Raw genomic sequence first — 14,102 nt, forward strand, 5'->3', positions numbered from 1 at the left:
AACGTGCGTCGATACAGTTGTGTTTTTCTCGCAGTGCTGCTGACAGCCTGCGCAGGTGCCCCGCAAGCGGATGGTGATTTTTATACAGTCAGAAGAGGCGATACGCTGATCGGACTGGGCCGTTCTTTTGGCCAAAACTATCGCGACCTGGCAGCGTGGAACAAAATTTCCGACAAAGACGACATTGAAGTCGGTCAAGTGCTGCGCATCCGGCCTCCGCCATCGGGCGCGCCGATTTCACGCGCTCGTCCCGCGCATTCGACCGAGTCGGGTGCGACCGCGTCGGCGGCAGTGCGCGAACGCAGAGCCGCCGAAGCGAAAAAGGATGCCGCACCACCAGCGACGGCAGCTCCTTCCGTTGCGGAGGCGGAACGCCTGAACTGGATGTGGCCGGCGCAGGGAAAACTCACGCCAACCACCGACCGCAATCTGAAGGGCATCGATATCCTTGGCACCAGCAGCCAGCCGATCTGGGCTGCCGAAGCCGGCAAGGTGACTTATGCAGGGCGCGGTATTCGCGGTTACGGCAACATGATCATCATCCGGCACAGCCGCACTTTGTTGTCGGTCTACGCCCACAACAAATCGATCATGGTCAAGGAAGGACAGACCGTTAATCGCGGTCAGCAGATCGCCGAGATGGGTGACACCGACAGCAGTACAGTCAAGCTGTACTTCGAGATTCGCAGCAACGGTAAGCCGATCAATCCGACGCCGCTGTTACCGAAGCCACACGGCTGAGGCGTACTTAACATCTGTTTGCGATCCGGCAGCTATCCAACAAGGCGGCAAGATCGCAAATAGCTTTTAGCGTAAAGCGTAGTCCAGCGCCACCCCGGCAAACATCGCAGCACCCAGCCAGTTGTTGTGCATGAATGCAGCGAAGCAGCCGGTGCGGTCGCGCTCATGGATCAGGCGATAGTGATACACAGCGCAACCGGCAGCAACCAGCATGCCGAGGCTGAACCAGGTGCGCAAACCGTATTGCCAGCCGACCGCCCAGAAAATTCCCAGTGCCGCGACATAGCACAGCATCACCGCCAGTACGTCAAACCGGCCGAAGGTGATGGCTGAAGTCTTCATGCCCAGCTTGATGTCATCGTCCCTGTCCACCATCGCGTATTCGGTGTCATAGGCGACGGCCCAGAAGATATTGCCAATCAGCATCAACCAGGCGGCCATCGGAACCGAGTCCTGCACTGCCGCAAATCCCATTGGAATGCCGAAACCGAATGCAATGCCCAGATAAGCCTGCGGAATGGCAAAGAAGCGTTTGAAGTAGGGATAGCTGCTGGCCACGATCAAGGCCGCGACGGACAATTGCTTGGTGAGACCGTTCAGCGGGAGGATCAGCAGGAAAGAAATCAAGGCCAGAACTGCCGCCACCATGACCGCTTCCCATCCTTTAATCTTGCCGGCGGTCAGCGGGCGGTCAACGGTGCGCTTGACGTGCTTGTCAAAGTCGCGGTCAGCGTAGTCGTTGATTGCACAACCTGCCGACCGCATCAGGATCGTGCCTACTGTAAAGATCGCCACGATGCGCCAGTCAGGATGGCCATCCGACGCCAGCCAGACCGCCATCAATGTCGGCCACAGCAGGAGCAGGATGCCGATGGGTTTGTGCAGGCGGATCAATCGAAAATAGAGATTGAGGCGCTGATTCAGCTGATTCATGTCGGGCAGGCGTGAAGAAAAGCGCCATTATAAATGGTGGGCAATGGCCGCGTTCAGAGGCGCCGGATAAGCCGGGATTTCTGACAATGCAGACAGAATTCGGCAGAACTTTTTCTCATTCAATTTCACTCAAAATGAACAAATGTAACAATGGGTATGAATTTTTGATCAAAAAGGCGAAATTATTTGCGATTGGGGAAATTAGACGTTAATGTACGACCGGTGTAACGAGACAGTCACAATGACTTGATAACATCGGTCACCTTTTTTCGGGAGGATTACCCTAATGAAACACCATCTGAAAGCCTTTGCCGCTACGGCGTTGATGGCGACAATGACAACTTCCGCCTATGCGGTTACCGACATCGCCTGGTGGCACTCCATGACCGGCGCCCTCGGCGAACGTGTCAATACCATGGCTGACGAATTCAACAAGAGCCAGTCTGATTACAAAGTGACTCCCGTCTACAAGGGGACTTACGACGAATCGATGGCCGCCGCCATTGCTGCCTACCGTGCAGGCAATGCGCCAAACATTCTGCAGATTTTTGAAGTCGGCACAGCGACCATGGTGTACTCCAAGGGCGCGATCAAACCGGTCTACGAAGTCATGCAGCAAGCCGGCGAGAAGTTTGACCAAAGCGCCTACGTGCCTGCGGTCTCCGGTTACTACTCGACCGCGAAGGGCATGATGTCCTTCCCGTTCAACAGCTCGACCACGATCATGTTCTATAACAAGGACCTGTTCGCCAAGGCCGGTCTGGATCCGAACAAGCCGCCGGCAACATGGCAAGAGTTTGTCGGTATGGCTGCCAAGATGAAGGCCAGCGGCGTGACTTGTCCTTACACCACCACATGGCAATCGTGGGTGCATCTGGAATCGTTCGCGGCATGGCACAACACCGAGACCGCATCCAAGAGCAACGGTTTCGGCGGCCTCGATGCGCGTCTGAAGATCAATGGCCCACTGCAAGTGCGCCACATCGAAAACATGTCCAACTGGGCCAAGCAAGGCTACTTCATCTACGCAGGCCGCAAGGATGAAGCCAACGCCAAGTTCAACGCCGGCGAATGCGCAATCATCACCGGTTCGTCGTCCGCTTATGCCGATATCCGCAAGAACGCCAAGTTCAAGTTCGGCGTGGCACCGCTGCCTTACTACAGCGACGTTGCAGGCGCACCGCAAAACACCATCATCGGCGGCGCATCGCTGTGGGTCATGGGCGGCAAGAAAGCAGACGAGTACAAGGGCGTAGCCAAGTTCTTCACTTATCTGTCCAAGCCGGAAGTGCAAGCCAAGTGGCATCAGGAAACCGGCTACCTGCCAGTGACCAAGGCTGCTTACGAAATCACTCAGAAGTCCGGTTTCTATGAGCGCAATCCAGGCACCGATGTCGCAGTGAAGCAGATGATCGTCAAGACCACCGACAAATCGCGCGGTATCCGTCTGGGCAACTATGCACAGATCCGTACCGTGATTGACGAAGAGTTGGAAAACGTCTGGACTGGCAAGAAGACACCGAAGGATGCGCTCGACAGCGCCGCCAAACGCGGTGATGAATTGCTCGCACGTTTCGAAAAAGCCAATAAGTAAAAACAGTCATCTGAACTGCATCTCCGGCTCCGGCCGAGATGCAGATCTCAGAAATGACGATAGCAAGAGACTCAGCCCCGGCCAGCGCCGGGGCGATGTATTTTCTAGTTGCTCAGAAAATTTGTTGATGCGGATGTAAACGTTCTCAATAATTCTGACGCCGCCTCGTTTATAGGACACAAGCTATCGTGGAAAAACGCGCTCGCTTCACATCATCATGGCTGCCGTATGCGCTTGTCGCACCGCAGATCCTGATCACGATATTGTTTTTCTTCTGGCCTGCAGTGCAGGCCTTGTACCAGTCGGTGCTGTTGCAGGACGCCTTCGGCGGTTATTCCGAATTCGTCTGGTTCGACAACTTTGCCGCCTTGTTCGGCGATCCGACTTATCTGGCAGCCTTCCAGACCACGGCGATTTTCTCCGTGCTGGTGGCGGTAGGCGGTATGGTGCTGTCGCTGATTCTGGCGGTGTTCGCTGATCGCGTCGTCAAGGGCGCTGCCATCTACAAGACTTTCCTGATCTGGCCGTACGCGGTTTCGCCAGTGGTGGTCGGCGTGCTGTGGATGTTCCTGCTGAGCCCATCGCTGGGTCTCATCTCGCACGTGCTGGCCTGGCTCGGCATCAACTGGAACTACATGGTCAACGGCAATCAGGCGATGACCCTGATCGTTATTGCAGCGATCTGGAAGCAGATCAGCTACAACTTCCTGTTCTTCCTCGCCGGTCTGCAATCGATTCCGAAATCGCTGATCGAAGCCGCAGCCATTGATGGCGCCGGTCCGGTCAAGCGCTTCTTCACGATCATCTTCCCGATGATCTCGCCGACGACCTTCTTCCTGATGGTGGTCAATATCGTGTACGCGTTCTTCGACACGTTTGCGATTGTCGAAGCGACGACGCACGGCGGTCCGGGCAAGGATACGGAAATTCTGGTCTACAAGGTCTTCAGCGACGGCTTCAAAGGCGGCGATCTCGGCAGCGCCGCGGCGCAATCGGTGGTGCTGATGGTGATCGTGATCCTGTTGACCGTGGTGCAGTTCAAGTATGTAGAAAAGAAGGTGCAATATGCCTAAGTCTTCATTGCATTTTATCCTGAAGGGAGCGACAGCATGATAGAACGCCGCCCCATTCTCGACGCGATCAGCCATCTGGTGCTGATCATCGGCGCGATCATCGTGATCTTCCCGTTGTACGTCGCTTTCATCGCCAGCACCCAGACCGCCGAGCAGTCGGCCATGTCGCCGCTGTCGCTGATGCCCGGTACGGAAATGGTCGCCAACTATAAAACCGTGTTGACGCAAGGCGCTTCCGGCAACGTGTCGTCGCCACCGGTGTCGCGCATGTTGTGGGTCAGCCTGGTGACGGCGCTGGTGATCGCGATCGGCAAGATTTCGATCTCCATGTTGTCCGCATTTGCGATGGTCTACTTCCGTTTCAAGGGCCGCAATTTATTCTTCTGGATGATTTTTGTCACGTTGATGTTGCCGGTGGAGGTGCGTATCACGCCGACCTATCAGGTGGTGTCGGATTTCGGCATGCTCAACAGCTATGCCGGTCTGACGGTGCCGCTGATTGCTTCGGCGACGGCAACTTTCCTGTTCCGGCAATTCTTTTTGACGGTGCCGGATGAGTTGGCGGAGGCTGCGCGTATCGATGGCGCGGGACCGCTGCGCTTCCTGAAAGACGTACTGTGGCCGCTGTCGCGCACCAACGTGATTGCGCTGTTCGTGATCATGTTCATCTACGGCTGGAACCAGTATCTCTGGCCGCTGATGATCGCTACCGAACAAACCATGTACCCGATCGGCATCGGTATCAAGACGCTGATTTCGGGTGGTGATTCGGCAGTGGAATGGAATATGGTGATGGCAACGATGATCCTGGCAATGTTGCCGCCAGGGCTGGTCGTCGTAGTCATGCAAAAGTGGTTTGTTAAAGGTTTGGTCGATTCCGAGAAATAGAGACATGGCGAAAATTCATCTGAAACAGGTCAAGAAGACCTACGGCAAAGCACCGAAAGCAGTCGACGTCATCCACGGCATCGACATCGATATCGCCGACGGCGAATTCATCGTCATGGTCGGTCCGTCCGGCTGCGGCAAGTCGACGCTGTTGCGCATGGTCGCGGGACTGGAAGAGATCAGCTCCGGCGACATCATGATCGGCGATCGCGTGGTCAACAATCTGGAGCCGAAAGAGCGTGACATCGCGATGGTGTTCCAGAACTACGCGTTGTATCCGCACATGAGTGTGTACGAAAACATGGCCTACGGCCTCAAGATCCAGGGCTTGCCGAAAGCCGAAATTGACACCCGCGTACAACGTGCGGCAGAGATTCTGGAGCTGGGCGCACTGCTGGAACGCACACCCCGTCAACTGTCCGGCGGTCAGCGTCAGCGTGTGGCGATGGGTCGCGCGATTGTGCGCAAGCCGGCGGTGTTCCTGTTCGACGAACCGCTGTCGAACCTCGACGCCAAGCTGCGCGTGCAAATGCGTCTGGAAATCCAGAAGCTGCACGCTTCCTTGCGCACCACCAGCCTGTACGTGACGCATGACCAGGTCGAAGCGATGACATTGGGTCAGCGCATGATCGTCATGAACAAGGGGCGTGCAGAACAGATCGGCACGCCGGCGGAAGTCTACGGCAAGCCTGCCACCACCTTCGTCGCCAGCTTTATCGGCTCGCCGCCGATGAATCTGCTCAACGGCAAGCTCAGCGACGACGGTGCACGCTTCACCTTTGACGACGGTTCGACGGTCGAACTGCCGGCATCGAAGAACATCGGCGGCGGCGCGCGCATCCTCGGCATTCGTCCGGAACATCTGCATCTGGGACGTCCCGGTCTGAACATGCAGGTGGAGCTGGTCGAAGCGTTGGGCGCCGAGTTGCTGGTGCATACACGTTGCGGCGGTCAGTCCATGGTGATTCGTTGTGCCGCAGGCACCGACGTGGCGATGGGCCAATCGGTCACCGCTGGTTTCGATGCCAATCTGTTGCACTGGTTCGATCCGCAAACCACGCACCGTATCGACTAGGGTTTCGACCAGGCATCAAACGTCGATACCTTGCAATCAAAAAAGCCGGCACTCATCTGCCGGCTTTTTTAATCTGCATGACCACGGTGCCTGGATGTCAGCCTTCCAACGCCACCACAATATCCAATTCCACCGCCGCATTGCGTGGCAATTGCGCGACACCGACGCTGGTGCGAGCGTGACGACCTTGTTCGGGGCCGAACAATTCATAAATCAGCGATGACGCGCCGTCGGCTACGGCGCTTTGCTGGCTGAAATCCTCAGTGCTGTTGACGTAGACATTCAGGCGCAGGATCTTGTCGATGCCCCGGAGATCGCCGACGGTGTCGCGCAAGGCGGCCAGTGCGCGGATCAGCGCGGCACGCGCGCCCATCTTTGCATCCTCGATACTGACCTCGCGGCCCAGCTTGCCGGATACCAGTACACGATCGCCGTCGCGTGGCAGCTGGCCGGCAATCCAGGCCAGCCCCTGATGTACAACGCCGGGAGCATATTGCGCGCCGGGAGCGGCGGAGGCAGGCAGGGTGATGGCAAGTTCGGTAAGACGTTGTTCCAGATTCATTGAGGCTCCTTGGGGAAGTGCGGGGCGGTTGCCAGCGTTGAGGTCTATAATAAATTTCCTTGTGCCGCCGAGGCAAAGCATCTTTTCTCAGGCTGGCCTTAATTTTTTTCTTGTCACCTTGCTTACCTTTTTTGCTTCGTCACGATGACCGTTCGCAAACTGCCGTCGCTCAATGCCCTGCGTGCCTTCGAGGCATCGGCGCGGCATCAGCGTTTTACGCTGGCGGGAGAAGAGCTCAACGTCACCGCCGGCGCCATCAGTCATCAGGTCAAGGCGCTGGAAGATGAACTCGGCGTGACTCTGTTCGAACGCTTGTCCAATCAGCTGCGATTGACGCAAGCCGGGCAACGCTATCTGGAGGTCATCGGCGATGCCTTCGACCGTATCGAAAGCGGCACCCGCAGCTTGTACGCGCAAACAGACCGGCAGCATCTGGCGATTTCCACGTCTCCCAATTTCGCCGCCAAATGGCTGGTGCCGCGTCTGGGCGAATTCACCGCGCAATATCCGGAGATGGAATTGCGTCTGGATCAGAGCGAGCGCCACACCAACTTCATCCGTGAAGAAATCGATGTCGCCATTCGCTACGGCGAAGGCCCATGGTCTGGCTTGTCGTGCACGCGGCTGGGTGACGAATTCTTGCTGCCTGTCTGTGCACCTTCTCTTATCGCCTTCCGGTCAGTGAAGGAAATCGCCAATGCCAGTTTGTTGCACGTGAATGACCGTCAAGGCTGGACGGATTGGTTCGTGGAACAGGGCGAGCCGGTTGTGGCCGGTGGCGGCATTATCTTCAATCAGGAGAGCGCTGCCGTCGATGCCGCTATCGCCGGGCAGGGTGTGGCGCTGGCGCGTTCTTCGCTGGTAGCACATGCCTTGCAGCAGCAACGCCTGATCGTGCCGCTGGCGCAGAATCTGACGTTCAGGCAAAACAAGCACGCTTACTGGCTGGTGTATCCGCAGGAAGGTGAGACCGATGGCAACGTCGCCGCCTTTTCCCATTGGTTATTGCAGGCGTTTGAAAAAGACCGGCAATTCTGGAAGGAGTTGACCGGAAAATAAGTTGCACAAATAAGCCACTAAAAAAGAGGAGACAAAGATGGACAAGAACCGTCGCAATTGGATCAAGGCCGGTGCATCGGCAGCAGTCGGCAGCGTGTTGATGGGACAAAATCTGACGCAGGCGCAGACCGTAAATAATGGCCAGCAAGCGTTGGTAGTCACGCCGCTGGCCGGAAAAATCGGCATGCGTCTGGCCACGGCACGGTTGGGCAGCTCCGGCGCACCAACGGTCATCGCCGTGCTGGACGATGGCCGCGTGGTGGATCTCAAAAGCGAAGCACAGCGTCAGAACGTGACGCTAGTGTTTGACGCCTCGTCAATGCTGGCATTGGTTGCCAGCGGCAACGCGGGATTTGCGCAGGTGAAAGCAGTGGTGGATCGTGCGGCTCAGCAATCCGGTTTGCCCAATGTCAGCCAGGTCACGCTGATGTCACCGATACCTCGCCCTGACCGCAATATTTATTGCGTCGGCTGGAACTACCTCGACCACTTCGAAGAAGGCAAGAATGCGCGCGCCGACAAGGCGGTGCAAAAGCTGCCCGATCATCCGGTGTTTTTCACCAAGGCTACGCATACGATGAACGGACCCTTCGATCCGATTCCGCATGACATCACCAACTCCAACACGACCGACTGGGAAGCCGAACTCGCCGTCGTCATCGGTCAGCGCGGACGCAATATCCCGGAAGACAAGGCGATGGATTACGTCTTCGGCTATGCCGCCTACAACGACACCACCTCGCGCGAAGTCCAGCAGAAGCGCCACGGCGGACAATGGTTCAAGGGCAAGAGCCTGGATGGACACGGGCCGATGGGGCCGTGGATCGTCACCGCAGCGGGCGTGCAGCTCGACGACGTGCGCGTGATCTGCCGCGTCAACGGCGTAGAAAAACAGAATGCCGGCTACAAGCAGATGTACTTCAAAATCCCACGCATCATCGCCGAGCTGTCACGCGGCATGACGCTGGAGCCGGGCGATATCATCGCGACCGGCACGCCATCGGGTGTTGGCTTTGCGCGCACACCGCCGGAATTCCTGAAACCGGGCGACCTGCTGGAAACCGAAATTACCGGTGTCGGCATTATTCGCAATCCGATCAGATCGGAAGTGTAGAGATAAGAGATTGTGCGGTAGAAGAAACGGCCCGGCATGGATAACAATGCCGGGCCGTTTTCTTTGACGCAAAGCAAACGCTGCGGTCGCCTGAAATCCGTAACACCATCGGCAAGAGGATAAATAATGCCGCACGGAAAATTGCGTATTGCCATTGTGGCAAATTGTTCCTGTTTCGCGGCGGCAAACTTTCTGTGTCCGCTTGCTCTGATTCCGCTCCGGGCCTGATGTTGGCGTCAATGTATCGGGGTTTCTAGGGGATTCCCCTATATCGGCAATGCGTGGGACTGCATAAAATCATTTCAACATACTCAATAAGATGTCACCCTAAGACAACGAACGGTGCCCCACGCCGGAACAGGAAAAACGATGAACGCAAATATCGAGCAGTTCGCTTCCCATGTCTACCATGACCGCAATTTCAATTGCGATACGGCAAAAATTCTTCCTGGCGAATACTATTACACGCATCATGACATGATGATCGTAACGGTACTGGGATCGTGCGTGTCGGCGTGCATTCGCGATCGCGTCAGCGGCATCGGCGGGATGAACCATTTCATGCTGCCGGATGGCGGCAATGACGCCGACAGCCCGATTTCATCCTCGATGCGCTATGGCACTTACGCCATGGAAATCCTGATCAATGAAGTCCTCAAGGCCGGCGCCAAGCGCGAGAATCTCGAGTCGAAGGTATTTGGCGGCGGCGCCGTGTTGCGCGGATTCAATGCGATCAATGTCGGCGAGCGCAATGCAGCCTTTGTCAGGAGCTATCTGCGCACCGAAGGCATTCGCGTGGTCGCCGAAGATCTGAACGACATCTGGCCACGCAAGGTGCATTACTTCCCGCGTTCCGGCAAGGTACTGGTCAAAAAACTGAAGTCCGCCGATCCGGCACTGGAGATGAAAGAACGCGATTACGCCGGCAAACTGGCGAAGAAGCCAGTCGGCGGTGATATCGACTTATTTTAATCAGTAGGAAACTTCCTCAATACTTTTCTTCTACGAGCGGCACGCGTTGCGCCGGGTCGTAGAAGAAAGTTTCTTCGGCGATGCGTTCACCTTCCCAGCGCTGATAGGCCAGCTCTTCCATGTGGGTGACGGTGCCGTCTTGCCATTCAAAGCGGAAGATCCATCGAATCACCACTTTGTCGCCTTCGACAAACACCGGCCGTACGCATTTTGACTTCAGGTTCCTGACACGCGCCATGACCTTGCGTTCGTTGGCAACGTGGGCATCGCGGCCAAAGCGCGGCGGGTTGCCGTTTTCCTGCATGGTGGAGTCTTCGGCGTAGAACTCTTCCACCGCCTCAATATGCGCATTCGCTTCGACGCGAGCGATAAACTTTTCCAGCGTGTCTTTGCTTGGCATCAGGGTCTCCTTGATTCCTTCGATTGGTTCAACTTACGGCAATTCTTTAGATTCCTTATTTTGCCTGCAATACGGCTGCGCAGCGTGTTTGGACTTCGCTATTTTTATCTTGCTGCCACCAGCTGTCAGTCTGCTCCTGGCCGGCCTTGCGCAACGCCTGGCGTACGCTCGCCGCAGGCTGCAGATTCAGCTGCATATTGTGTTCTTTCATGCGGGCATAGTTGTCCTGGATACGACTCTTGACGTTGGCCCAACTCGCGTCGCTGGTGGCTTTGGCCGCTTGCGTCAGGATGCTTTGCTGTGCCGGGGTCAGCTTGTTCCAGACGTCGCTATTAATGATGGTATAGCTCAACGGGATCGCATAGCTGATCGCGGTAAAGTTGGGCAGATGGTCCCATAGGCGATTGCCCGCGCCACCATCGCCGGAGGACAGCACGGCATTGAGTTCGCCGGAAACCAGCTTGGGGCCGACAGCGGAGAAAGGCAGGTTGACGCTATTGGCGCCGACGCGTTGGAAGACGCCTCGGCTGTTGTCGTCATAAGTGCGGATGTTGAGCGCCTTGATCGCATCGACGTCCGGCACAGCCTTGGCCGACCAGATGCCGGATGGCGGCCATGGTGTGGCGTACAGCAAGCGCATGTTCAGCGCCGCCAGATGGCGTTCCAGCTCCGGTTGGGTGCAGGTGAACAGCGATTGCGCCTGCTCGAAATCATCCACCACGAAAGGCAGTGACGACAGCAGGAAGAATGAATCGCTGCCGCCCAGAATGCCGGCGAAAAGCGTGCCGATCTCTGCCTTGCCACTGCTGACTGCACTGACCTGATCCTTGCCCTTGTAGGGATTTGCGGCTTCTTGCAGAGTGGTCACGGCGATGTCGCCATTGGATAACTGTTTGACCGAGGCCGCAAACTGCAGGTCGGCGCTGGCGGTGATCGAGGTAGCAGGATATTCGTTGATCAGATGCAGCGACGCACTTTGTGCTGCTGCCGATCCGGCCTGCAAAAGCAAGGCCGAGACAGAAGCGGCAAGGGCACAACGTTTGGTCAATGAGGACAACGACATGAACACTCCTGGGATTTTTCTTGTTGAACGGCGAGGGGAATGACAGAGATGGTTGTTACGAAACGGTCGGCCGTTCCAGCGCCAGCCAACGCTGCACCGATGGCCGCTGCCACTGTTGCTGTGCATAGGCAATCAGCTTGGGCGGCAAGGCGTCGCCATGCAAGGCGAGGCGATTGATCATCACCGCGAGATCGGTGTCGGCAATACACCATTCTCCGAACAGGTTGGCCGCATCTTCACTCAGCAGCGCATCGACCGCCTGGATCAGCTTGTGCGCGGCAAACTGGGCCGCGGTCGACAAGGGGTCGTATTTTTTGCCGAGAAACACGGCTTCGGTAGGGCGCTCTTGCCGGATCGGTCCGAGGTCGCTGCGCAACCATGCTTGCACTTCACGAGCTTTGGCTTTCTGGCGCGGATCCCGTGGATACAGCGGGGCAACTTCAGAGAAACGGTCTTCCAGATATTCGTCGATGGCCGACGATTCCGATAAATGAAAATCTCCCTCGCAGAGCGTCGGCACGCGATGCGTCATCGACAGTTGCGCATATTCCGGCAAATGATTGTGCTGCAGCGTCAGGTCGACGGTACGCAGTTCGAACGGCTGATTTTTTTCCGTCAGAGCGACAAAGGCAGACATCGCATAGGGACTGAGAAATTGGGCATCAACGTACAGGGTGAAAGACGGCGAGTTCAAAACAGCTCCTCCATGAAAGGATGGGACGACGAGGGTCATGAATTACTGGGAATGCATTTGCTCACAAAAGCGCAGGCGATTGCCGAAAGGATCGGCGATTTGCATCTGGCGGCCCCAAGGCAGGCTTTCCACGCCTGGACGGGCATAGGGATAATCTTTGGCGGTCAGTTCCTGATGAAACGCATCAATGCCGTGTAAGCGCGCAAAGATGGTCGCACCTGGTGCGGCGTCGCCATAGTGTTCACTCAGATGCAGGGTCAGGTCGGCGCGGCTGATCTGCAGGTAAAGCGGAGCACCCGGTTCAAAGCGGTGCTCCCAATCAAGTTGGAAACCAAGAAAATCAAGATAAAACTCTCTGGCTTTGTCTTCGGAAAAGATGCGGATGATCGGGATCGCGGGCATCAACTGCACGTTCGATTGCACGTAGGCGCTCCTTATTGGTTGCTTGTTCAGCCTTCCGTGACTTCTGCTTCGTGCAGCATGTCGACACCCGGCAAATTGCAGGCCAGTACAGCCTTGCGTACTGTATCGATGGCGGCCTGGCGAGTGAAGCTCTTGCGCCAGGCGATGACTACGCGGCGCGAAGGAATTGGTTTGGCGAACGGCACGTAACGCACCATGCCGTCCTTGGCGTTCATGTCGGGCACCGAGGCCTGCGGCAACACGGTGATGCCGATACCGGACGACACCATGTGGCGGATGGTTTCCAGCGAAGAGCCTTCGAAGGTGCGCGCAATGCCGTCGCCGGCGGTCGAGAAGCGCGACATTTCCGGGCAGACTTCCAGCACCTGATCGCGGAAGCAATGACCATTGCCGAGCAGCAGCATGGTTTCGGTTTTCAGATCCTGCGCGGTGATTTCCTTGCGCTCGGCCCATTTGTGATGCTTGGGCAGGGCGATGACAAATTCTTCGTCGTACAGCGGTTGCACGATCAGGCCGTGCTCAGGGAAAGGCAGCGCCATGATGGCGGCATCCAGCTCACCCTGGCGCAGCAACTCAATCAGGCGCGTGGTGAAATTTTCCTGCAGGATCAGCGGCATCTGCGGCACGGTCTCGATCATGGTCTTGACCAGCGAGGGCAACAGATAAGGGCCAATGGTGTAGATGATGCCCAGGCGCAGCGGGCCGGACAGCGGGTCTTTGTTCTGGCTGGCGATTTCCTTGATGGCGGCGGTTTGTTCCAGAACGCGTTCGGCCTGTGCGACGATCTGTGCACCCAATGGCGTGACCGAAACCTCTGTGCCGCCGCGTTCGAAGATGATGACGCCGAGTTCGTCTTCCAGTTTCTTGATCGCGACCGACAAGGTCGGCTGCGCCACAAAACAGGCTTCGGCAGCGTGGCCGAAATGTTTTTGGCGCGCTACGGCGACGATGTACTTGAGTTCGGTGAGTGTCATAGGGCTTTATTGGCTGATGCGAGCTGATATGCGCAGACTATAGCTCATTTGCGGGTGGCATGCAGGGCCGTGGCAGCGTGGTTGGCAGCATGATAGAGTTGCGCCCAATCGCGGAAGAAATCTGCGGATTTGCAGGCAAGAACATGAGTAAAAAACAAATATGGATTCGGGCTTTGGCGGTCACGATATTTTGCCTGCCGATTTCAGCAAAGGCCGTGGGCGACGTCGCTGCCGGCAAGGCGGCGTTTGCCAAATGTGCCAGCTGCCACCAGATCGGCCCCTCGGCGCGCGCTGGTTTCGGGCCGCAGCTCAACGGTATCGTCGGCCGCCCGGCTGGTTCGACCAAGGACTATCGCTATTCGGCGGCGATGCAAAACGCGCGCATCGTCTGGACGGAAGACAAGTTGCGCGCCTTCATGAAAGCGCCGGGCGACGTGGTGCCGGGCACCAAGATGCGGTTTTGGGGTATCAGCAATGAAAAGGATCTCGATAACTTGCTGGCGTACATGAAGACGAATCCTTAGCGGCTCAAAACGC

Annotated in this window: 16 protein-coding genes; 9 read left to right on the forward strand and 7 right to left on the reverse strand. The window is 56.8% G+C overall.

From position 1 onward, the window contains the following. Positions 1-3 precede the first annotated feature (3 nt). Positions 4-741, forward strand: a complete 738-nt coding sequence (locus tag hmeg3_RS04940) for a peptidoglycan DD-metalloendopeptidase family protein (protein ID WP_369828857.1) — start codon at positions 4-6, stop codon at positions 739-741. 66 nt (positions 742-807) lie between these two features. Here the strand turns inward: hmeg3_RS04940 and ubiA are convergent, their stop codons facing one another. Beyond that, complete coding sequence (gene ubiA, locus hmeg3_RS04945; protein ID WP_094562754.1) at positions 808-1,674, reverse strand: 4-hydroxybenzoate octaprenyltransferase; 867 nt, start codon at positions 1,672-1,674, stop codon at positions 808-810. A 286-nt stretch (positions 1,675-1,960) separates the two neighbouring features. On the opposite strand from ubiA, the gene ugpB reads away from it, so the two are divergent. The 4 genes from ugpB to hmeg3_RS04965 all read left to right on the forward strand — a co-directional run bounded on the left by ugpB (position 1,961) and on the right by hmeg3_RS04965 (position 6,304). Further along, entirely contained in the window at positions 1,961-3,268 is a 1,308-nt protein-coding gene (gene ugpB / locus hmeg3_RS04950; protein WP_094562755.1) for a sn-glycerol-3-phosphate ABC transporter substrate-binding protein UgpB, read from the forward strand. A 188-nt stretch (positions 3,269-3,456) separates the two neighbouring features. Next, a complete protein-coding gene (gene ugpA, locus hmeg3_RS04955; protein WP_050479974.1) occupies positions 3,457-4,341 on the forward strand; it encodes a sn-glycerol-3-phosphate ABC transporter permease UgpA in 885 nt (294 codons plus the stop codon). Positions 4,342-4,377: 36 nt separating this feature from the next. Beyond that, positions 4,378-5,229 (forward strand): sn-glycerol-3-phosphate ABC transporter permease UgpE, encoded by an 852-nt coding sequence (gene ugpE, locus hmeg3_RS04960; RefSeq protein ID WP_094562756.1) that lies wholly within the window; start codon positions 4,378-4,380, stop codon positions 5,227-5,229. 4 nt (positions 5,230-5,233) lie between these two features. Beyond that, on the forward strand, positions 5,234-6,304 hold the full coding sequence (locus tag hmeg3_RS04965; RefSeq protein ID WP_094562757.1) for a sn-glycerol-3-phosphate import ATP-binding protein UgpC: 1,071 nt from the start codon (positions 5,234-5,236) through the stop codon (positions 6,302-6,304). Between the two features lie 97 nt (positions 6,305-6,401). Here the strand turns inward: hmeg3_RS04965 and hmeg3_RS04970 are convergent, their stop codons facing one another. Beyond that, positions 6,402-6,866 carry a RidA family protein gene (locus hmeg3_RS04970; protein WP_094562758.1) on the reverse strand — a complete coding sequence of 155 codons (465 nt, stop codon included), beginning with the start codon at positions 6,864-6,866 and terminating at the stop codon, positions 6,402-6,404. Positions 6,867-7,010: 144 nt separating this feature from the next. Here hmeg3_RS04970 and gcvA point away from each other — a divergent pair, with 144 nt between their 5' ends. From gcvA to cheD, 3 genes are all read left to right on the forward strand, one after another. Continuing rightward, complete coding sequence (gene gcvA / locus hmeg3_RS04975; protein ID WP_094562759.1) at positions 7,011-7,925, forward strand: transcriptional regulator GcvA; 915 nt, start codon at positions 7,011-7,013, stop codon at positions 7,923-7,925. Between the two features lie 37 nt (positions 7,926-7,962). Then, complete coding sequence (locus hmeg3_RS04980; RefSeq protein WP_094562760.1) at positions 7,963-9,039, forward strand: fumarylacetoacetate hydrolase family protein; 1,077 nt, start codon at positions 7,963-7,965, stop codon at positions 9,037-9,039. Positions 9,040-9,408: 369 nt separating this feature from the next. After that, entirely contained in the window at positions 9,409-10,011 is a 603-nt protein-coding gene (gene cheD, locus hmeg3_RS04985) for a chemoreceptor glutamine deamidase CheD (RefSeq protein ID WP_094562761.1), read from the forward strand. Between the two features lie 16 nt (positions 10,012-10,027). Here cheD and hmeg3_RS04990 read toward each other — a convergent pair whose 3' ends face one another. From hmeg3_RS04990 to hmeg3_RS05010, 5 genes are read right to left on the reverse strand one after another with little or no spacing between them, the layout of a single operon-like run. After that, positions 10,028-10,411, reverse strand: a complete 384-nt coding sequence (locus tag hmeg3_RS04990; RefSeq protein ID WP_094562762.1) for a nuclear transport factor 2 family protein — start codon at positions 10,409-10,411, stop codon at positions 10,028-10,030. A 55-nt stretch (positions 10,412-10,466) separates the two neighbouring features. Further along, complete coding sequence (locus tag hmeg3_RS04995; RefSeq protein WP_094562763.1) at positions 10,467-11,474, reverse strand: TRAP transporter substrate-binding protein; 1,008 nt, start codon at positions 11,472-11,474, stop codon at positions 10,467-10,469. Positions 11,475-11,529: 55 nt separating this feature from the next. Continuing rightward, positions 11,530-12,168 carry a glutathione transferase gene (yfcF, locus tag hmeg3_RS05000; protein WP_094562764.1) on the reverse strand — a complete coding sequence of 213 codons (639 nt, stop codon included), beginning with the start codon at positions 12,166-12,168 and terminating at the stop codon, positions 11,530-11,532. A gap of 42 nt (positions 12,169-12,210) precedes the next feature. Then, positions 12,211-12,579 (reverse strand): glyoxalase superfamily protein, encoded by a 369-nt coding sequence (locus tag hmeg3_RS05005; RefSeq protein WP_094566143.1) that lies wholly within the window; start codon positions 12,577-12,579, stop codon positions 12,211-12,213. 38 nt (positions 12,580-12,617) lie between these two features. Then, positions 12,618-13,565, reverse strand: a complete 948-nt coding sequence (locus hmeg3_RS05010) for a LysR substrate-binding domain-containing protein (protein WP_094562765.1) — start codon at positions 13,563-13,565, stop codon at positions 12,618-12,620. Between the two features lie 143 nt (positions 13,566-13,708). Between hmeg3_RS05010 and hmeg3_RS05015 the strand changes: the two genes are divergently transcribed. Continuing rightward, the gene (locus hmeg3_RS05015; RefSeq protein ID WP_094566144.1) at positions 13,709-14,089 is read left to right on the forward strand and encodes a cytochrome c family protein; all 381 of its coding nucleotides are present in this window, start codon (positions 13,709-13,711) and stop codon (positions 14,087-14,089) included. Positions 14,090-14,102: the final 13 nt, after the last annotated feature.

Source organism: Herbaspirillum sp. meg3 (assembly GCF_002257565.1).
GTDB lineage: Bacteria > Pseudomonadota > Gammaproteobacteria > Burkholderiales > Burkholderiaceae_D > Herbaspirillum.

Bases quoted from the DNA above. Each gene is read 5' to 3' on its own strand.
- ubiA (WP_094562754.1), bottom strand. From the start codon at position 1,674: ATGAATCAGCTGAATCAGCGCCTCAATCTCTATTTTCGATTGATCCGC.
- ugpB (WP_094562755.1), top strand. From the start codon at position 1,961: ATGAAACACCATCTGAAAGCCTTTGCCGCTACGGCGTTGATGGCGACA.
- ugpE (WP_094562756.1), top strand. From the start codon at position 4,378: ATGATAGAACGCCGCCCCATTCTCGACGCGATCAGCCATCTGGTGCTG.
- hmeg3_RS04965 (WP_094562757.1), top strand. From the start codon at position 5,234: ATGGCGAAAATTCATCTGAAACAGGTCAAGAAGACCTACGGCAAAGCA.
- hmeg3_RS04970 (WP_094562758.1), bottom strand. From the start codon at position 6,866: ATGAATCTGGAACAACGTCTTACCGAACTTGCCATCACCCTGCCTGCC.
- gcvA (WP_094562759.1), top strand. From the start codon at position 7,011: ATGACCGTTCGCAAACTGCCGTCGCTCAATGCCCTGCGTGCCTTCGAG.
- hmeg3_RS04980 (WP_094562760.1), top strand. From the start codon at position 7,963: ATGGACAAGAACCGTCGCAATTGGATCAAGGCCGGTGCATCGGCAGCA.
- cheD (WP_094562761.1), top strand. From the start codon at position 9,409: ATGAACGCAAATATCGAGCAGTTCGCTTCCCATGTCTACCATGACCGC.
- hmeg3_RS04990 (WP_094562762.1), bottom strand. From the start codon at position 10,411: ATGCCAAGCAAAGACACGCTGGAAAAGTTTATCGCTCGCGTCGAAGCG.
- hmeg3_RS04995 (WP_094562763.1), bottom strand. From the start codon at position 11,474: ATGTCGTTGTCCTCATTGACCAAACGTTGTGCCCTTGCCGCTTCTGTC.
- hmeg3_RS05010 (WP_094562765.1), bottom strand. From the start codon at position 13,565: ATGACACTCACCGAACTCAAGTACATCGTCGCCGTAGCGCGCCAAAAA.
- hmeg3_RS05015 (WP_094566144.1), top strand. From the start codon at position 13,709: ATGAGTAAAAAACAAATATGGATTCGGGCTTTGGCGGTCACGATATTT.